The 19,076-nt window shown below is 71.5% G+C and carries 13 protein-coding genes; 8 read left to right on the forward strand and 5 right to left on the reverse strand.

Features of this window, described 5'->3' with window-relative positions; genetic code table 11:
- Nucleotides 1-227: 227 nt before the first annotated feature.
- Together ACMTAK_RS25395 and ACMTAK_RS25400 are read left to right on the forward strand one after the other, a co-directional pair.
- Entirely contained in the window at nucleotides 228-713 is a 486-nt protein-coding gene (locus tag ACMTAK_RS25395; protein WP_413808344.1) for a DUF7144 family membrane protein, read from the forward strand.
- A 48-nt stretch (nucleotides 714-761) separates the two neighbouring features.
- Nucleotides 762-2,303: an ATP-dependent DNA ligase gene (locus tag ACMTAK_RS25400; RefSeq protein WP_413808345.1), complete on the forward strand. Its 1,542-nt coding sequence runs from the start codon at nucleotides 762-764 to the stop codon at nucleotides 2,301-2,303.
- 154 nt (nucleotides 2,304-2,457) lie between these two features.
- On the opposite strand, the gene ACMTAK_RS25405 is transcribed toward ACMTAK_RS25400, so the two are convergent.
- Nucleotides 2,458-3,618: an RNA-guided endonuclease InsQ/TnpB family protein gene (locus ACMTAK_RS25405; RefSeq protein WP_413808346.1), complete on the reverse strand. Its 1,161-nt coding sequence runs from the start codon at nucleotides 3,616-3,618 to the stop codon at nucleotides 2,458-2,460.
- A 164-nt stretch (nucleotides 3,619-3,782) separates the two neighbouring features.
- On the opposite strand from ACMTAK_RS25405, the gene ACMTAK_RS25410 reads away from it, so the two are divergent.
- Nucleotides 3,783-4,868 (forward strand): endonuclease/exonuclease/phosphatase family protein, encoded by a 1,086-nt coding sequence (locus ACMTAK_RS25410; protein WP_413808347.1) that lies wholly within the window; start codon nucleotides 3,783-3,785, stop codon nucleotides 4,866-4,868.
- Between the two features lie 54 nt (nucleotides 4,869-4,922).
- Here ACMTAK_RS25410 and ACMTAK_RS25415 read toward each other — a convergent pair whose 3' ends face one another.
- Nucleotides 4,923-5,960 carry a LysR family transcriptional regulator gene (locus tag ACMTAK_RS25415; RefSeq protein WP_413812986.1) on the reverse strand — a complete coding sequence of 346 codons (1,038 nt, stop codon included), beginning with the start codon at nucleotides 5,958-5,960 and terminating at the stop codon, nucleotides 4,923-4,925.
- Nucleotides 5,961-6,128: 168 nt separating this feature from the next.
- On the opposite strand from ACMTAK_RS25415, the gene ligD reads away from it, so the two are divergent.
- Nucleotides 6,129-7,067 carry a non-homologous end-joining DNA ligase gene (gene ligD, locus ACMTAK_RS25420; protein WP_413808348.1) on the forward strand — a complete coding sequence of 313 codons (939 nt, stop codon included), beginning with the start codon at nucleotides 6,129-6,131 and terminating at the stop codon, nucleotides 7,065-7,067.
- Between the two features lie 10 nt (nucleotides 7,068-7,077).
- Here ligD and ACMTAK_RS25425 read toward each other — a convergent pair whose 3' ends face one another.
- Entirely contained in the window at nucleotides 7,078-9,156 is a 2,079-nt protein-coding gene (locus tag ACMTAK_RS25425) for a PhoX family protein (RefSeq protein ID WP_413808349.1), read from the reverse strand.
- Nucleotides 9,157-9,568: 412 nt separating this feature from the next.
- On the opposite strand from ACMTAK_RS25425, the gene ACMTAK_RS25430 reads away from it, so the two are divergent.
- From ACMTAK_RS25430 to ACMTAK_RS25440, 3 genes are all read left to right on the forward strand, one after another.
- Nucleotides 9,569-11,266, forward strand: coding sequence for a VWA domain-containing protein (locus ACMTAK_RS25430; protein WP_413808350.1), 1,698 nt, complete (start codon nucleotides 9,569-9,571; stop codon nucleotides 11,264-11,266).
- 170 nt (nucleotides 11,267-11,436) lie between these two features.
- Nucleotides 11,437-13,170 carry a methionine--tRNA ligase gene (gene metG / locus ACMTAK_RS25435; protein WP_413808351.1) on the forward strand — a complete coding sequence of 578 codons (1,734 nt, stop codon included), beginning with the start codon at nucleotides 11,437-11,439 and terminating at the stop codon, nucleotides 13,168-13,170.
- A gap of 275 nt (nucleotides 13,171-13,445) precedes the next feature.
- Entirely contained in the window at nucleotides 13,446-13,841 is a 396-nt protein-coding gene (locus ACMTAK_RS25440) for a DNA-binding response regulator (RefSeq protein WP_413808352.1), read from the forward strand.
- A 44-nt stretch (nucleotides 13,842-13,885) separates the two neighbouring features.
- On the opposite strand, the gene ACMTAK_RS25445 is transcribed toward ACMTAK_RS25440, so the two are convergent.
- The gene (locus tag ACMTAK_RS25445; protein WP_413808353.1) at nucleotides 13,886-14,821 is read right to left on the reverse strand and encodes an intradiol ring-cleavage dioxygenase; all 936 of its coding nucleotides are present in this window, start codon (nucleotides 14,819-14,821) and stop codon (nucleotides 13,886-13,888) included.
- A gap of 151 nt (nucleotides 14,822-14,972) precedes the next feature.
- Nucleotides 14,973-16,790, reverse strand: coding sequence for an aspartate--tRNA ligase (gene aspS, locus ACMTAK_RS25450; RefSeq protein ID WP_413812987.1), 1,818 nt, complete (start codon nucleotides 16,788-16,790; stop codon nucleotides 14,973-14,975).
- A gap of 119 nt (nucleotides 16,791-16,909) precedes the next feature.
- Here aspS and ACMTAK_RS25455 point away from each other — a divergent pair, with 119 nt between their 5' ends.
- Entirely contained in the window at nucleotides 16,910-19,069 is a 2,160-nt protein-coding gene (locus ACMTAK_RS25455) for an ATP-binding SpoIIE family protein phosphatase (protein ID WP_413808354.1), read from the forward strand.
- Nucleotides 19,070-19,076 lie beyond the last annotated feature (7 nt).

The following is a 19,076-nucleotide window of genomic DNA, read 5'->3' on the forward strand; positions in this document are numbered from 1 at the left end:
TTGGATGGCGAATCTCCCCTTCCGGCGGCCCGGCGGCCCTCACTTTCCGCATATGATGTGCGACTTTCCGTTTGCATGGCGAACTCGGAGCGAGCCGATGGCGGACCCACGGTGGGCGAGATGCCGAAGACGGACGTCTATGCAAATCTGAGAAAAGGGTAATTCACCCTTATTACCGCGAATCGGTGTCGTGGCGGCGCCGATCGCGCCGGACGAAGGAGCCCGACATGGCCAGTCACGCCGGTGGAGTTCAGACAGGGGCCGCTCCGGGCCATATGCACCGGGCGGTGAGCGGATGGCTCGTCTTCGCTGGGGTCATGATGATCTTCGGCGGTCTGATGAACCTGGCCCAGGGCATCTCGGCCATCCGGACCGACCGGGTCTTCCTGGTCACGCAGAGCTATATCTTCCAGTACGACCTCGCCGGATGGGGCTGGGTCCACCTGGCCCTCGGGATCGCCGTGGTGGTCGCGGGATTCGCGGTGTTCACCGGTGCGATGTGGGCCCGTGTCACGGGCGTGGTGCTGGCCGGGCTCGCGCTCATCGCCAACTTCCTGTGGCTGCCGTACTACCCGCTCTGGGCCACGGTGCTGCTCATCATCGACGCCCTCGTGATCTGGGCGCTGTGCGCCGGGCCGAGCCGTGGCGGCGCGGGACGCGCGGAGACGGGACGCCCCGAGACGGGACACCCCGAGGCTGGCCGCACCGCCTGAGGGACGTGATGCCTGGCTTCCCGGCAGGGCGCGGGGCAGGCTGGAGCCATGCTGCTGGCTGATGTCGCGCTGACCTCCCGCCAGGTCGCGGCCACCTCCGCCCGCTCGGAGAAGATCGCCGCGCTGGCCCGGCTGTTCCGGCGTACGGAACCGGCCGAGGCGGCCGTGGTGATCACCTACCTCGCGGGCAAGCTGCCCCAGCGCCGCACCGGAGTGGGCTGGTCCACCCTGCGCCACCGGCGGGAACCCGCCACCGAGCCGACGCTCGCGGTGCTCGATGTGGACGAGGCCCTGAGCCGGGTCGCGGCGATCGCCGGCACCGGTGCGACGGCGGCCCGCAAACGGCTTGTGGGCGAACTGCTGTCGGCCGCTACCGAGGAGGAGCAGGGCTTTCTGCTCGGCCTGATCGGCGGGGAGCTGCGGCAGGGAGCGCTGGAGGGGCTGGCCGTGGAGGGGCTCGCCGAGGCGGTCGGCGCACCGGCCGCCGAGGTGCGGCGCGCGGTGATGCTCGGCGGGTCGCTGGGCGCGGTGGCCGAGGCGCTGCTGGCGCGGGGCCCCGAGGCGCTGGCCGACTTCCGGCTCGAGGTGGGGCGGCCGGTGCTGCCGATGCTCGCGCAGAGCGCCAAGGACCTCGACGAGGCCATGGACCGGCTGGGGGCGTGCGCGGTCGAGGAGAAGCTGGACGGGATCCGGGTACAGGTGCACCGGGACGGCGAGGAGGTACGGATCTACACCCGCACCCTCGACGAGATCACCGATCGGCTGCCGGAGGTGGTCACGGCGGCGCGGGAGCTGGCGGTGGACCGGGCGATCCTCGACGGCGAGGTGATCCTGCTGGACGCGGAGGGGCGGCCCCGGCCGTTCCAGGAGACCTCCGGCCGGGTCGGCTCGCGGCTCGATGTGGCCGGGGCGTCGGCCGCGCTGCCGCTGTCCCCCGTCTTCTTCGATCTGCTCGTGGTGGACGACCGCGATCTGCTCGACCTCCCGACCCGTGAGCGCCATGCCGAACTGGCCCGGATCGCCCCCGGGCCCCGGCGGGTGCGGCGGCTGGTGGCCGAGGACCCGGCGGATCCGGAAACCCGGCGGGCGGCCGGTGAGTTCGCGGCGGACGTGCTGGCCCGGGGGCATGAGGGGGTGCTGGTCAAGGGGCTGGAGGCGCCGTACGGCGCGGGCCGGCGCGGGGCGTCCTGGCTGAAGGTCAAGCCGGTGCACACGCTGGACCTGGTGGTGCTGGCGGCGGAGTGGGGGCACGGCCGCCGCACCGGGAAGCTGTCCAACCTCCATCTGGGCGCGCGGGCGCCGGACGGCACGTACGTGATGCTGGGCAAGACGTTCAAGGGGCTGACCGACGTGATGCTGGAGTGGCAGACGGAGGCGCTGCTGGGGATCGCGGTGAGCGACGACGGCTGGGTGGTGCGGGTGCGGCCGGAACTGGTGGTCGAGGTGGCCTTCGACGGGCTCCAGCGCTCGTCCCGCTATCCGGCGGGCGTCACGCTGCGGTTCGCGCGGGTGCTGCGCTACCGGGAGGACAAACCGGCGGACCAGGCTGACACGGTCGAGGCGGTGCTGGCGCTGCGCGGCGGCGGGTGAGCGGGGCCCTCGGGGTGCCGTATCCGGTGTGGGTCACCTTCTCAGTCGTGCACGGCCGAGTTTGTTGCGCTCGGCCGTGCACACCTCATCGCGCTCCCGACTACCCCCTACGACAGGACGGTCACGGGTCGCATCCACCCAACCCGAGCAGTTGTCAGGGGTGGGGTGCGGGTGCGGGTGCGGTGACAAACACCCACGCCGAGCGTGCGCGATCGCGCACATTGACCCCGGCGACGACATCGGCGAGGCCAGCGAGCCCACACCGACGACAGCGAAAACAGTCCCGATCGGGCCGGTTGGCCCGCTCGGTGTGCCCACAGCGCGGACAGCGCTGCGAGGTGTAGGCCGCATCCACTTCGAGGAACGGCACCCCGGCCTTGCGGCACTTGTAGGCAAGGTGCTGTCCCAGCTGGTGGAAGGGCCAGGAGGAGAGGGCGCCCCGCTGGTCGCGGCGTAACCGTACCCGCTTGCGGATCCCGCCGAGATCCTCGACGGCGAAGCCGCGCCCGGTGCGTTGCGCGACGGACACGATCTCCTTGCTGACGCGATGGTTCACATGGGCGGCATGACGCTGTTCCTTTCGCTTACGGCGGGCCAGACGCCGCCGGGCAGAGCGGCTTGTCTTCCCCTGGAGTTCGGCGCGTTTGCGGGCCTGCCAGCGCCGGTAGCGGGACAGGCGGCGGCCCTGGTAGTTCGTGCCGTCGGATGTGGTGGCGAGGTTCACGATGCCCCGGTCGACTCCGATCCAGTCGACCGGTTCGTACACCTCCGGGTCGGGCAGGTCGCAGGTGGCGATCAAGAACCACTTCCCACCCCGGCACACCAGGTCGCTCTCGCCCTTGCGATGGGCGACGAGCATCTTGAGCTGGTCGGGCGAGCAAGCGAACCGGATGCCGCGCATCCGCCCGGCCATCGTCCAGATCGATACCGTGCGTGCGTCGTACTGCCAGGACAGGCAGCGATCGTCGAACGGCTGGGCCGCCTCCGGACGAAAGCCGATGGGGGCGCCGATGGCCTTACGGTAGCGCTTGGATGTGGGCGGGCCCAGGGTCCCCGCCCACAGGTTGGCCCTCAGCGTCGCATAGGCATCGACGACCTTTTTCACCGCCCGCACCGCCGGTTGGGCCGACAGCCCGAATCTCGCCTTCAGATCCGCGTACACCTCCTTCTGGAGGCCGTTGCGGTCCTTCAGCTCCTTGGCGAAGGCAACCTGCGAGGCGTAGGTGGCGGCCCGGTTACAGACGCGCAGGGTCGCCTCCAGGACCGACGCCTGCTCCGGCGTCGGCAGCAGCTTCACCTGCACAACCAGCTTCATGACATCGGACCGTAGTACGACCACCACACACACGACCGCCGCTTCCCCAACGATCAGCCGCCCCAGCGACCCATGAGACAACTGTTCGCTTGCCCGGCGTGAACGTCAGGGCCGCTCGCCAATGCGTACGAGAGAATGTGCGCCCCCCGATCGAGAGGCCCAGCGTGGAGACGACAGTCGCGGAGGACCAAGCCGCGGGCCCCGGCCGCCCACCGGCACCACGCGGCGCCCGGGGCGCCGTCGCCCGGCTGCCGCGCGCCGTCGCCCGGCTGCTACGGCTCCCCGGCGGACGGGCCCGGCGGTGGGCGGCCTGGTGCGCGGTGCCGCCCCTGGCCGTGGTCAGCGTGGTGGTGCTGTGCCGGGCCGCGGACACCGACGGCATCACCCCCATACCGCAGCTGCTGGCCTTCCTGCCCTGGCTGCTGGTCCCGGCGGCGCTCGGGCTGCTGCTGAGCACGGCCGCGCGCTGGCCGCTGGGGTGCGGCTGGGCACTGGCGGCAGCGGCGGCCACCGGGTGGTTCATCCAGCCGTACGACGGCGGCTCCCCGCCCGAGCCGCGCGGACCGGTCCTCGCCCGGCTGCGGGTGATGACCGCGAACCTCGAGTTCGGGCAGGCCAGGGAGGGGCTGCTGAGCGCGCTGCGCCGGGAGCGGCCGGACCTGGTCGCGGTGCAGGAGTGCGATACGCGGTGCGCCGCGGCGCTGGACTCGGCCGCCGTCCGCAGGGCCTATCCGTACCGGAGCGTCGCCCTCGGCGACAGCGCCGCCGCGGGCTCGGCGATCCTCAGCCGCCATCCGCTGACCCGGGCGGAGGGGGTGCGCGGAACGCTGCGGATGCCGGGCGCGGTCGTCCGGGTCGCGGGGCAGCGGCTGCGGATGCAGGTCGCCCATCCCATGCCGCCGACGCCGGGGCAACTGGACCTCTGGCGCACCGAGCTGGGGCGGCTGCGGGCCCACGCGGACGGGCGGGGCGGGGAACCCACGCTGATCGCGGGCGACTTCAACGCCACCCAGGACCACGCCGCCTTCCGGGCCGTCCTGGACACCGGGCTGCGGGACAGCGCACGGGCCACCGGGGAGTCCCGCACACCCAGCTGGCCGAGCGCCACGACCCCGTTCCTGGGGGCGCAGATCGACCACGTCCTGGTCAGCCGGGGCTTGAGGCCGCGCACGGCCCGCTTCCTGGATCTGCCGCACACCGACCACCGGGCGCTGCTGGTGGAACTGGACCTGTACGGGCCGCAGAGCTGAGGGTCGACCAGGGGCTCACGGGCTGACCGGGGCCTCAAGGACTGACCGGGGGCCTCAGCTCTCGCTCGGGTCGTAGGAGTTGGCCAGCTCGAACGGATCGGGCTCAAGGCCCGCCGTGGGCCAGCGCTGCTCCCGCTGCCAGCGCGCGTTCTCCTGCGCGAGCGCGTCCCAGAGCAGATTGAGCGGATGGGCCGGGTCATACGACGCGCGCTCCCCGCGCCGGGTGAACGCGCCCAGCAGCACCTCCAGCCGGGGCCCGGTGTCATTGACCAGCTCGACGGCGCGCAGCCCGCGTCCGTAGACCACCCTCGGATCGCCCGCCGCGTCCGCGACCCCCTTGGTGACCAGCATGCTGCCGCGCAGCAGCCCGGAGCGCAGCAGCTCGAAGCCGTAGTTGACGGTGTCGATCTCGGCGGCGATGCGCAGCTTGCCGCGGTAGTCGCCGCCGAACCAGGTGTGCAGCACCCCGGCCATCAGCCCGCTCGCCGAGACCACCAGCGGCAGAGTGCGCAGCGCGCTGGTCGGGGCGGTGGGGCCGGGCAGCTCGGCCTCGGAGAGATTGGTCAGCAGCGAGACCCCGCTGCGCCGCCACTCCATCACATCGAAGGCGGCGAGCTCATCGTCGCCCTCGGGCCTGGTCACCACGGAGCCGCACACCAGGTCCACATCCTTGGCGCGCAGCTTGGCCAGCACGTCCCGGGTGCGCACATGGCCGACCTTGAGCTCGATACCGCGCTGCCGGAAGTCCTCGGCCACCCGCTCCCCGGCGCCCGCCAGATAGCTGAGGGTAAATCGGGTGGTGCCCACCATCAGCGTTTTTCCCAGGCGGCGCCGTGACTCATGGATGCCGTCCAGCCAGTCGCCGAGAGTTCCGCGCGCCAATTCGACCAGGGCTTCTCCGGTGCCGGTGAACAGCACGTCCTTGCCGCGCCCCTGCTTGAGTATGAGGGGTTCGCCGCAAAGCTCGCGAAAGTTCCGGTTCATGGTGTCGATCTGCTTTTGCACACTGGACTGTTCGCGGCCGAGAATCCGTGCCGCGCCCAGCGCCGTACCGGCCTCATGGACCATGATCAGGGTGCGCAACTGGTCCATCGTGGTGTCCATCAGCGCGAGCGGGCTCTGCGCCCAGCGGCCGCGCCGATCCGTCGTCGGCGGGCCGAGCGAACCTGGTCTCACCATGATTTCCCCCGCTTTTCAACTTCTCCCGTTTTCCTGACTCCAGAGTTTAGTCAGCGATCCATGTGGTTACCCGAGTCCGATATGAGCGAGAAGCGGACCGATGCACGGAACGTCAGGACCGGGGGCCACACCGTACGAGTCAGCCGGCCGGAAAAAGAGCTGTTCCCCGACGACGGGATCACGAAGTGGGACCTCGTCGAGTACTACCGGTCGGTCTCCCGGCGCGTCATTCCGCAGTTGCGCGGCCGCCCTTTGATGATGGAACGCCATCCGGACGGAATCGGCGGCAAGCCGCTGATGCAGAAGAACGCACCCGACTACTTTCCGGACTGGGTGCGCCGCGCCGTACTCCCCAAGGAGGGCGGTGAGGTCACCCATGTGGTCTGCGACGACACCGCGACTCTCCTCTACCTCGCCGACCAGGCGTGCGTCACCCCGCACCGCTGGCTCTCCCGGGCCGACCGGCCCGACCACCCCGACCGGCTGGTCTTCGACCTCGATCCCCCCTCGTCGGGCGAGTCGGGCTTCGAGGAGGTGCGCTGGACGGCCCGCCGCTGCTGCGGGCTGCTCGGCGAGCTCGGGCTGCCGGGGCTGCTGATGACCACCGGCTCGCGCGGACTGCATGTCATCGTCCCGCTGGACCGCCGCGCCGACTTCGACACCGTGCGGGCCTTCGCCCGCGACGCCGCCGATCTGCTGGCCGCCCGCCACCCCGACCGGCTCACCACCGAGCCGCGCAAGGCCAACCGGCGCGGCCGGCTCTACCTGGACACCCAGCGCAACGCCTACGCCCAGACCGCCGTCAGCCCGTACGGGGTGCGCGCCCGGCCCGGAGCCCCCGTGGCCACACCCATCGACGCGCGGGAGCTGGACGACCCGGAGCTGAGGGCCGACCGCTGGACGCTGCGGACGGTCGGCGAACGGCTCGCGGACGACCCCTGGGCCCGTACGGACACCAGGGGCCGTTCGCTGCGCGGCCCCCGCGAGCGGCTGAAGCGGCTCGCGGAGGGCGAGGGCTGAGCGCTCCGCGTCAGGCGCCGATGTCGCCGCCGTCGCGCCGCCAGACGCTGATCACGGACGGCCGGGTCAGCTTGCCCGGCCCGTCGGGCCAGGTGGACGCGGGCTTCTCCACACTCGCCCCGTCGATCTCGCCCGGGTGCTGCACGGCCACCAGCACCCGCCGGTCCTGCACGATCGGACCGCAGGTCTCGGCGCCGTTCGGCACGGTCAGGAACTGCTTGACCTCACCGCGGCGGCTGCCCGCGGTGGCCACGCCGAACAGCCCGTCGTGGTTGCCGAGCGCGTTGCCGTCGGTGGAGATCCACAGGTTGCCGTACGCGTCGAAGGTGATGTTGTCCGGGCAGGAGATCGGGCTGACCTGGTCCTTGGGGAAGCCGCCGAAGTAGGTGCTCGGGTCCTCGGGGTCGCCGCAGACCAGGAACAGCCGCCAGTTGAAGCGGGTGGAGCCCGCGTTGTTCCAGCGCTCGGTCAGCTCCAGGATCTGGCCGTGCTTGTTGCCGTTGCGCGGGTTCGCCTCGTCGGCGGGGGCCTTGCCCTCCTTGCCGCGGTCGGTGTTGTTGGTCAGCGCGATGTAGACCCGGCCGGTGCGCGGGCTCGGTTCGACGTCCTCGGGGCGGTCCATCTTCGTCGCGCCCGCCTTGTCGGCGGCGATGCGGGTGTAGACGTAGACCTCCTCGGCGGTCATGCCCTCCACGAAGGAGCGGTCGCCGCAGGCCAGCGGGATCCACTCACCGGCGCCGTCGAACTCGCCGTCCTTCGGCAGCTTTCCGGAGCCGTCGATCTCGGCGGACGGGCTGTCACCGGTGAACTTGGCGACGTACAGCGTGCCCTCGTCCAGCAGCGTGCGGTTGTGCTCGCGGGCGACGCGGCTGTTGCCCTTCATCATCCGCTTGGCGGAGACGAACTTGTAGAAGTAGTCGAACTTCTCGTCGTCACCCATGTAGAGGACCGGACGGCCGTCGGTGGTCAGCCGGGGCTCGGCGGCCTCGTGCTTGAAGCGGCCCAGCGCGGTCAGCTTGCGCGGGGTGGACTCGGGGTCGAACGGGTCGATCTCGATCACCCAGCCGAAGCGGTTGGTCTCGTTCGGCTCCTTGGCCGCGTCGAAACGGTCGTCGAACCGTTCCCACTTGCGCTCGGAGGCGGCACCGGTGATGCCGTACCGCTTGAGGCGGGCCGCGGTGGCCGGGTCGGTGACCGAACCACCGTTGGCGAAGTACTGGTTGAAGTTCTCCTCGCCGGAGAGCACCGTGCCCCACGGCGTGATGCCGCCGCCGCAGTTGTTCAGCGTGCCGAGGATCCGCTTGCCGGTCGGGTCGGCGGAGGTGCGCAGCAGCTCGCTGCCCGCCGCCGGGCCGGTGACCTCGAACGGAGTGGTCGCGGTGATACGGCGGTTGAGGCGGTGACGGGACAGCGCGGTGAGCCGGCCAAGACCGCGCTCCTCGGCCGTCACGACCACGGACAGGCCGTGCGCGGCCCAGCCGATCTCGGCCTGCTCGCGGGTGGGGTTCTCCGGGTCGTAGCCGGAGAACATCAGCACCTCGTCGGTGTACTCATGGTTGACCACGAGCAGCTGATGGTCCCGCTCGCCGGGGACGTCCAGGACCGCCATGTAGTCGTTGTTGTAACCGAACTGGGCCGCCTGGGCCTTGGCGCTCTGCTGGTCCGGGTCGAACGCGGGCGCGCCACGCAGAATCGGGTCGCCCCAGCGGATCACCACGTTCTGATCGTGGCCCTCGGCGACGACCACGGTGTCCTCGGTGTTGGGGGCGACCGGCGCGAAGCGGAGGCCGCGGGCGGCCTTGCTCTTCGCGGCGGCCTTGTGCTCGGCGGCGGCGGCGCCGCCCGTCGCGGCGGACGCCCGCGGCGCCCGCTCCACCGCCACCGCGCCGGTCGCGGCCGCCACGGTCACCACGGCACCGGCCCGCAGCAGGGCACGGCGCGAGGCGGCACCGGCGATGACATCGCCCACATAGGCGTTGTCGCTGGTGTTCGGCGTCTCGTGAAGGCAGGCGTCACCACAGCGGTACCGGCACGTCAGTGCGGAACGACCGCCCGGGTGTGAGCTGATGAGCGGCAGGAGGTTGCGCACGTCTTCCCCTCCGTAAGGGTGTTCACGTATGGGCTTCGCCGGGCCTCGCATGGGCATTACTCCGACGCGGTCCGGGCCGACATGACGTCGGGATCCTTTGGCGGCGAAGCTATGGGCGTAGAACCGCATGGTGGCGACGAACGCCTGAACCAGAGGTGAACGAAGCGCGAGCGGAATCGGCGGAAGAGGGCCGCCGAAGGGCCCGCTAGCCTTTCGGCACCACGGACATGCACCGCCATGCACCGCACTCGACACGTGAGAGGTATCTCCCATGGGCATACGGGACCTACTGCGCAAAGTTTTCGGCCGCTCCCGAACCACGGGGGTGGACGATTCTTCTGCTGCGCCGGAGGCGGCGGTTGTCCCGGACCCCCAGCCGGAGTCGGCGGAACCCACATCGGCGGAGCCGACGGTGGACCAGAAGGCCGAGCGGAAGCCCGACTCGGACGCCGAGCCCGAGCCCGCGCCGGAGCCGGAGCCCGCGCCGGAGCCTGCGCCTGAGCCGAAGGCTGAGCCGGAGCCGGAGCCCGAGCCGACCACGGACGCGGACGCGGTCACCAAGGCCCCGGCCTCGGACTCGGCCCCGGCCTCGGCCCCGGACTCCCGGGACGACGAATCCGGGCACGACCCGGCCCTGTCCGCCCCGCTGAAGTCCCTCGACGAGATCCTGAAGTCCCCCGCGCACGAGGACACGTCGACGGGCGCCGAAGAGACTCCGGTTGAGGCAGCGGCGGCGACCGACGAGAAGGAAGCACCCGCCACCAAGTCGGAGGCCGCGTCCGACGCTGACGCCGAGCCCAGGCCCGCGGCTGGTGACGACACCACGGCCCCCGCAGCCGACGTCGAACCGGCGGCCGGGGCCGAGGCGGAGGCGGAGCCCGCCACCGCGCCCGAGGCGGCCACAGCCGCCGAGGCCCCGGCGGCGGAGGCGAGTGCCGACGCCGAGCCCAAGGCCGACGACAAGCCCGCCGCGGCGGAAGCCGAGCCCGCAGCCGCGAGCACCCCCGAGGCCGAGGTCGAGGCCGAGGCCGAGGTCGAGGTCGAGGCTCCCGTGGCGGGGGCCGACACCACGCCCCAGGCCGAGGTTGCGGAGGACCCCGCGCCGGAACCCGCCAAGGCGGAGCCGGAAGCCGCCGCGACGACCGAGGCGGCAGCAGAGCCCGCCGCGCCCGAGGGTGAGGCAGCGGCAGAGGCTGCCGACGAGGCCACGCCCGCCACCAAGGGCGACGACAAGTCCGCCACGGCAGAGGCAGAGGCGGAAGCCGAACCGGAGGCCACGGCGGAGGCCACGCCCGCAGCCGCGAGCACCCCCCAGCACTCGGTCGACGGCGATGCCACGGCGGCTCCGGCGGCGGAGGCAAGTGCCGACGCCGAGCCCAAGGCCGAGGCACCCGCCGCCGCCATCCCCCTCGCCGACCTCACGTCGCGGGCGCCTGGGCTGGTCGGGGCGTACGGCGCGGCCGGGGAGGCCCTTCAGGAGAGCGGGCTGGGTGGGCAGCGGGCGGTCGTCTACCTCGTGCTGGACCGGTCCGGGTCGATGCGGGGGTACTTCAAGGACGGCACCGTGTCGCACCTCGCCGAGCAGGCCCTCGCCCTGTCGGCGCAGCTCGACACCAGCGGCACTGTGCCCGTCGTGTTCTTCTCCACCGACATCGACGGCACCGCCGACCTCGAGCTGGACCAGCACACCGGCCGGATCGAGGAGCTGCACGGCTCGCTCGGGCACATGGGGCGGACGAACTACCACACGGCCGTCAACGCCGTCATCGAGCACTACAAGGCGTCCGGCACCACCGACCCCGCGTTCGTGATCTTCCAGACGGACGGCGCGCCCACCACCAAGACCGCTGCCGAGAAGGCGCTGTGCGAGGCGGCGGGGCTGCCGCTGTTCTGGCAGTTCCTGGCGTTCGGGGACCCGGAGGCGAAGGGGTTCGACTTCCTGCGGAAGCTGGACACCTCGCCCGCCCTCGCCGTCCCGGAGAAGCGGGCCGTCGACAACACCGGCTTCTTCCACGCCGGGCTCGACCCCCGTACGGTCGCCGACGCCGAGCTGTACCGGGAGCTGCTGAAGAAGTTCCCGGGCTGGCTGGCCGCCCGCGAGCAGGACTGACGAACGGCCCCACCCGATCCGGCGCCGCACCGGCGCCACCCCGGCGCCACCCCGGGGGCCATCCGCCGCGGAAAAAACGCCGCGCGGGTGGCCCCCGTCGCTCCGATACGATATTGGCGGCTCAACAGAGCGAAAAGTCACTTACCGTATCGACTCGGGAGCAGCCTGCAATGGCTCGACACCTCATCACCAGCGCCCTTCCCTACATCAACGGGATCAAGCACCTGGGCAACATGGTGGGGTCCATGCTCCCGGCCGACGTCTACTCCCGCTATATGCGCCAGCGCGGCCATGACGTCCTCTACATCTGCGCCACCGATGAGCACGGCACCCCCGCCGAGCTGGCCGCCAAGGAGGCCGGGCTGCCGGTCGACGAGTTCTGCGCCCAGCAGCATGAGGCGCAGAAGGCGATCTACGACGGCTTCGGGCTGGCCTTCGACTACTTCGGCCGCAGCTCCTCCGCGCAGAACGTGCAGATCACCCAGACGATCGCACGGGAGCTCAAGGCGAACGGTTTCATCGAGGAGCGCTCGATCCGCCAGGTGTACTCCAACGCCGACGGCCGCTTCCTCCCCGACCGCTACATCGAGGGCACCTGCCCGCACTGCGGCTACGACCGGGCCCGCGGCGACCAGTGCGAGAACTGCACCCGTGTGCTCGACCCGACCGACCTGATCGACGCCCGCTCCGCGATCAGCGGCAGCAGCGATCTGGAGGTCCGGGAGACCAAGCACCTCTTCCTCCTCCAGTCCAAGCTGGCGGACGAGGTCGCCGCCTGGGTCGACGAGCACGGCAAGGACTGGCCGACGCTCGCCTCCTCAATCGCCCGCAAGTGGCTGAACGAGGGGCTCCAGGACCGGGCGATCACCCGTGACCTGGACTGGGGCGTGCCGGTGCCGGCCGACACCTGGCCGGAGCTGGCTGCCGAGGGCAAGGTCTTCTACGTCTGGTTCGACGCCCCGATCGAGTACATCGGAGCCACGAAGGAGTGGGCGGACCAGGACCCGGCGAACCGCGACTGGAAGTCGTGGTGGTATGACGTGGACCGGACGGTCCGCTACACGGAGTTCATGGCCAAGGACAACGTCCCGTTCCACACGGTGATGTTCCCGGCCACCCTCCTCGGCACCCGGGACGTCTGGAAGAAGGTCGACTACGTCAAGGCGTTCAACTGGCTGACGTACTACGGCGGGAAGTTCTCCACCTCCGCCAAGCGCGGGGTGTTCACCGACGCCGCGCTCGAGGTGCTGCCCGCCGACTACTGGCGCTACTTCCTGATGGCGAACGCCCCGGAGTCCGACGACACCTCCTTCACCTGGGAGCACTTCACCGCCACCGTCAACAAGGACCTGGCCGACACCCTCGGCAACTTCGTCAACCGCGTGCTGTCCTTCTCCCGCAAGCGGTTCGGCGACGAGGTCCCGGCCGGGAAGGCCGCCGGGGAGGCGGAGGAGCGCCTGGGCGAGGAGATCGCGCGGCTGCTGACGGAATACGAGGAGCACATGGACGCGCTCCAGTTCCGCAAGGCCGCGGCGGCGCTGCGCGCCCTGTGGAGCGCGGGCAACTCCTACCTGGAGGAGAAGGCCCCCTGGCTGGAGATCAAGACCGACCAGGAAGCCGCGGCCCTCACCCTCCGTACCGCGATGAACCTCATCCACCTCTACGCGATCGTCTCCGAGCCGTTCATCCCGGCCTCGGCGCGGGCCATGCGGTCGGCGTTCGCGCTGGGCGAGGACACCGCGACCTGGGTCGCCCAGGAGGAGGCGAAGGCGCTGGCGTCGGTCCCGGCGGGCACGGCCTTCACGGTTCCCCCGGTGCTCTTCGCGAAGATCACCGAGGAGGACCTGGACGCCTTCCGGCAGCGCTTCGGCGGCGATGAGCAGAACGGGAACGGCGCCGCGTAGCCAGGGCGACGGACGGATCGCACCGCCTGCGGCGGGCTGTTCCCCTCCCCGCCCCTTCCCGTAACTGGGGCTCCGCCCCAGACCCCGGCGGCTGAGCCCGATATGCGGCTCCGCCGCGTGGCGGGGCTCCGGGGTCCAGGGGCAACGCCCCTGGTTCGGGAAGGGGCGGGGAGGGGAAAACACCCCCACGCACGTGTTGATCGCGCGGCAACCGTTCGTTTAGCCCCCTCGAAGACCCTGTGGAGTCCATAGCCACCGGGAAATCGAGGAACACAGTGCCGGACGCGCGTGTCACGGTGACGGTCCACGGCCCCGACCCGCTCAGCCGGGCCGGGGTCGTGCGTCATCTGCAGCATCAGCCCAGCGTCGAGCTGGTCGACCGGCCATGCCCGCTCGGCGACGATCCCCGCGGCGCCGTCGCCGTCATGCTCGCCGAGCGCCTCGACGACCGCGCCGGGGCGGAGCTGCGCCGTCTGGTGCGGGGCGGTCGGCAGCGGGTGGTGCTGATCGCGGGCGAGCTCCGGGAGACGGAGCTGATGGCGGTGATGGAGTACGGCGTCCAAGCCGTCTTATGGCAGCACCGGACCACGCCGAAGCGGCTGCTGCGCGCCGTGCACCGGGCCGCCCGCGCGGACCGGGGCACACCGTGCGGCGTGGACCGGAGGCTGTGACCCCAGGGCTCAGAGGACCACAGGGCTCAGACGGCCCCAGGGCGTCAGAGGTCCGTGCCGTCGTGAGTCGCGTCGGGGTCGACCCCCAGCGTGAGGCTGCCGACGACGCCCTTCTCGATCCTTCCCTTGCGGTACTTCAGGCGCAGCAGCCCGCCCCGCGCGCCGTTGCCGGGGTAGATCCCGTCCTCGTCGAGGGTGGTGCGCTCGGTGGTGCTGGTGTTGTACGGGGCCACCTTCGCCGAGTCGAGCACCGCCTCCTCGGCGAAGAAGAGCTGACCGGTGTGGCAGGTGTGGCCGCCCTCGTAGCCGTCGTCCGTGAGCTTGCCGCCAATGTGCACCTTGGTGTGGACATGCACACAGCGGCCCCGGTACCAGCCGGGGAAGACGGTGGTGAATTCGACGAAGCCGTGCCGGTCGGTCAGCTGGGTGCCGCGCAGATACCGCTTGTCGTCGGTCGGCTCCTGGTGGCCGCCACCGGGCGGGGCACCGGTCGGCGCGCCCGTCGGGGCGTCGGTGGGCGGGGTCCCGGTCGGCGGGGTCCCGGTGGGCGGGGTGCCACCGCCACCGCTGCTGGAGCTCTCGTAACCCGAGTAGAGACCGAGCGCGTCGCAGTGCCAGATGTCGACGGCCGCCTTGGCCACGGGTTTGCAGCTGTCGGAGTCGATCACTTTGAGGCGGAGGGTCATCGGAATGCCCTCCTTGCCCTCGGTGATGTCCTTTCTGATCTTGTCGGCGTCGATGTAGTACGGCCCCTCGGTGGTCTCCGAGGTGAGCCGGTAACAGACCTCGCCGGACGGGGACGACGTGGCGGCCGAGGGGGTGGCGGAGGCGGAGGTCTCGCCCGCCGAGGCGGTGGTGGCGACGGCCGTTCCCAGGCCCGCCGCCGCGACCGCCGCGCCGCCCGCCACCACGACTCGCCGCCTCGTCATGTCCCGCTGGGGCTGCGGCTCGAGGCCGTTGCTGCTCTGCTGTTCGGTCATGGGCCGGGACAGTAGGGAGGCAACCTGGCAGCCCCATGGGTACCGGCTGTGAATGGCTGTGCGAAGAGCGGCATTCGGCCATCCCCCCACACACGGGGCGGGGGCGCGCCGTTCGGCACGCCCCCGCCCCGTGGGTCTCGTCCGGCCCCGCCTACTCGGCGGGCTTCTCGGCCTTCTCGCCCGTCTTCTCGGCCTTCTCCGCCTGCTTGACCTGCGGCGGCTTGCGCAGCGACAGGTGCAGCTCGCGCAGCCGGGTGTCGTCCACCTCGCTGGGCGCGCCCATCAGCAGATCCTGGGCGTTGCCGTTGAGCGGGAAGGCGATGGTCTCGCGGATGTTGGGCTCATCGGCCAGCAGCATCACGATGCGGTCGACGCCGGGGGCGATACCGCCGTGCGGCGGGGCGCCGAAGTGGAACGCCCGCAGCATGCCGCCGAATTCGCGCTCGACCTCTTCCCGGGAGTAGCCCGCGATCTCGAACGCCTTGTACATGACCTCCGGCTCGTGGTTCCGGATGGCACCGGAGGACAGCTCCACACCGTTGCACACGATGTCGTACTGCCACGCCAGAATGTCCAGCGGGTCCTTGGTCTCCAGGGCCTCCAGGCCGCCCTGCGGCATGGAGAAGGGGTTGTGGGAGAACTCGATCTGCCCGGTGTCCTCGTTCCGCTCGAACATCGGGAAGTCCACGATCCAGCAGAACCGGAAGACGTTCTCTTCGAAGTGGCCGGCCCGCTTGGCGGCCTCGACCCGCACCGCGCCCATGATCTTGGAGACCTCGTCGAAGTCGCCCGCGCCGAAGAAGATCGACGTGCCGGGCTTGCCCCCGACCTCGGCGATCAGCTTCTCGACGTCCTCGTCGGTGAGGAACTTCGCGATCGGGCCGGTCAGCTTGGAGTCCTCGCCGAGCCGGACCCAGGCCAGCCCCTTGGCGCCCTGCAGAGAGGCGAACTCACCGAGCTGGTCGAAGAACTTCCGGGGCTGCTCGGCGGTGTCCGGCACGGCCAGCGCGCGCACGTGCTTGTCCGCGAACGCCTTGAAGCCGGAGCCCTCGAAGATGTGGCTGACGTCCCGCAGCTCCAGCTGGGCCCGCAGATCCGGCTTGTCCGAGCCGTACTTGAGCATGGCCTCGCGGAACGGGATCCTGGGGAACGGCGAGGTCACATGGCGGCCGCCGCCGAACTCCTCGAAGAGCTCGGTCATGACCTTCTCGATGACGCCGAAGACGTCCTCCTGCTCGACGAAGCTCATCTCGACGTCGAGCTGGTAGAACTCGCCCGGCGAGCGGTCGGCGCGGGCGTCCTCGTCGCGGAAGCAGGGCGCGATCTGGAAGTAGCGGTCGAAGCCCGCGATCATCAGCAGCTGCTTGAACTGCTGCGGGGCCTGCGGCAGCGCGTAGAACTTGCCCGCGTGCAGCCGGGAGGGGACCAGGAAGTCCCGGGCGCCCTCGGGGGAGGTGGCGGACAGGATCGGGGTCGCGAGCTCGTTGAAGCCCTGCGCGGTCATCTTCTGCCGGATGGCGGAGATGACGGCGGAGCGCAGCATGATGTTGCGGTGCATGCGCTCGCGGCGCAGGTCCAGGAAGCGGTACTCCAGCCGCCGCTCCTCGCCGACCCCGTCCTCGGGGAAGACGGTGAAGGGCAGCGGGTCGGCGGCGCCGAGCACCTCGACGTCGGCGACCTCGACCTCGATCGCGCCGGTCGGCAGCTCGGGGTTGACGTTGTCCGCGCCGCGCTCGATGACCCGGCCGTCCACCCGGACGACGGTCTCCTTGCTGATGGAGCTCAGGGCCTCGTTGGCGGGGGTGTCGGGGCGCACCACCAGCTGGACCAGGCCATAGTGGTCGCGGAGATCGATGAAGAGGATGCCGCCCAGGTTCCGTCGATTGTGGAGCCATCCGGAGAGCCGGACGTCGGTGCCGACGTCAGCGGCGCGGAGCTGACCACACGTGTGGGACCGGTACCGATGCATCATTCATCCAAGTCGTGTCGATCGGGAGGCGTACGTACCCTCGGGAAGCTTCCGGCCAAGCCTACCGGCGCCGCGACCCTCACTGGTAAGCGGTTGGCAAATCCCCATAAGGTAGCGCAATGCGCACCGAGGACCTGCTGGCCGCCATAGCGACCGGCCTATGGCGCTGGGACAGTGTCTCGGGCGCCGTCGCCTATGACGCGGAGGCCGCCCGGCTGGTCGGCCTTCCCGCCGAGGCCGTCACCCTCCCCGAGGCCGCCGCCCGCGCCTGTTTCCACCCCGCGGACTGGCTGGAGGTCAAGGCGATAGTCCAGCTCGCGGTGGCCGAGGGCACTCTGGCCGAGGCCCGGCTGCGCATCGTGGACGAGAAGGGCACCGTACTGCGGACCGTGCGCACCCGCTCCCGTCCCCTAACGCGGGGCGGCAGCGACGACGGCTACTACCTGCTCGGCACCCTCCAGGAGGTCCCCGACCCGCTGCCGGGCACCTCGGCGGGCGGCCCGCCGATCACCGGCGACTGGCGCCGCAACCGCGAGGTGTTCCTGCTGGACGCGGGGCGGGCGCTGGCGGAGGCGATGTCCACCGCCGAGGTGCTGCGGGTCGCGGCGGGGCTGTCGATGCCGGGCTTCTCCCCGGACGGGCTCGCGGTCTTCGGCGTCGAGGGCGAGCGGATCTCGGTGATCGGCCACCACGGGCCGCGGGCGGGCACCGACCGTCCCCTTCACGACATCGCGCTGAGCACCGACCATCCGGCGGCGGAGGTGGTGCGCACCGGCCGGGCGGTCTATCTGCCCACACCGGAGGAGTACCGCGGCCGGTTCCCGGCCGGGTGGTCGCCGGGCCGCTCCCGCATCCGCCGGTCCTGGGCGTTTCTGCCGCTGATCGTCGCGGGCCGCACCATCGGCGCGTGGATGGCCGGATTCGCCCATCCGGTGTCGTTCTCGCCCGATGAGCGCTCGGTGCTGACCACCATCGCCCGGATGCTGGCCCAGGCGCTGTCCCGCACCGCGCTCCAGGAGACCGAGCGGGAGCTGGCGGACGGGCTCCAGCGCTCGATGCTGCCCGCCGACAAGCCCGACATCCCGGGGCTGACGGTGGCCGCGCGCTATGTGCCGACCGGCGGCGGGCTCCAGGTCGGCGGCGACTGGTACGACGTGATCGGGCTGCCCTCGGGGCGTACCGCGCTGGTAATCGGCGATGTGCAGGGCCACGATGTGCGCGCCGCCGGGATCATGGGGCAGCTGAGGATCGCGGTCCGGGCGTACGCCTCCGAGGGCCACCATCCCGACGCGGTGCTCTCCCGCGCCTCCCGCTTCCTGGCCGGTCTCGCCGAGCCCGAGGGCCCGGACGACCGCTACGACCCGAGGTTCGCCACCTGCCTCTATATGGAGGTGGACCCGGTGGCGGGCACCCTGGACATCGCCCGCGCGGGCCACCCCGACCCCGCGGTCCGGCTGGCCGACGGCACGATGATGCTCCGGCCCACCGCGGGCGGGCTGCCGCTGGGCATCGACCCGGACACCGACTATCCGACCACCCGGGTGGTGCTGGAGCCCGGCGAGACGCTGCTGATGTGCACCGACGGGCTGATCGAGACCGGCGGGCACGATCTGGAGACCGGCTGGGACCGGATCCGGGAGGTCTTCGAGCGGCCCGCCGCCCCGGACGCCGGCTCCGGCGGGCTCGACTCGGACGACCTCGAGATCCTCGCCGACTCCCTGGTGCAGGCGGTGCACGGGCCGCCCTCCCACCACACCACCGGTCCGCTCGCGGACCGGCGCGAGGATGACATAGCGCTGCTGATGATCCGCCGGGAGGCGGAGGTGTGCCTGGTCGGGCCCGGTTCGGCGCCGGTGCGGCGTACGGCGGTCACGGTCGCGCAGGCCGAGCCGGAGCGGATAGCGGGCGCCCGCCGGCAGCTGCGCGACATGCTGCACGACTGGGCGGACCCGGACCAGGTGGAGTCGGCGGTGCTGATGCTCTCCGAGATGGTCACCAATGTGCTGGTGCACACCGACGGGGACGCCCTGCTGGTGGCCGAGGTCAGCGGGCGGCACGGGACCCGGCGGCTGCGGCTGGACGTCGCCGACAGCAGCGACGAGCTGCCGCACCGCCGCCGCCCGGGCGAGCTGGCCTCCTCCGGGCGCGGCCTGCTGCTGATGGAGCTGCTGGCCGACAACTGGGGGGTGGATCCGCGCGGCGACGGCAAATGCATCTGGTACGAGCTGTACGAGGCCGCGCCGGACGGCGCGGCCTCGTCCTCGCCCGACAGGGCCTAGCCCTCGG

Source organism: Streptomyces lacaronensis (assembly GCF_047337785.1).
Taxonomy (GTDB): Bacteria; Actinomycetota; Actinomycetes; order Streptomycetales; family Streptomycetaceae; genus Streptomyces; species Streptomyces lycopersici.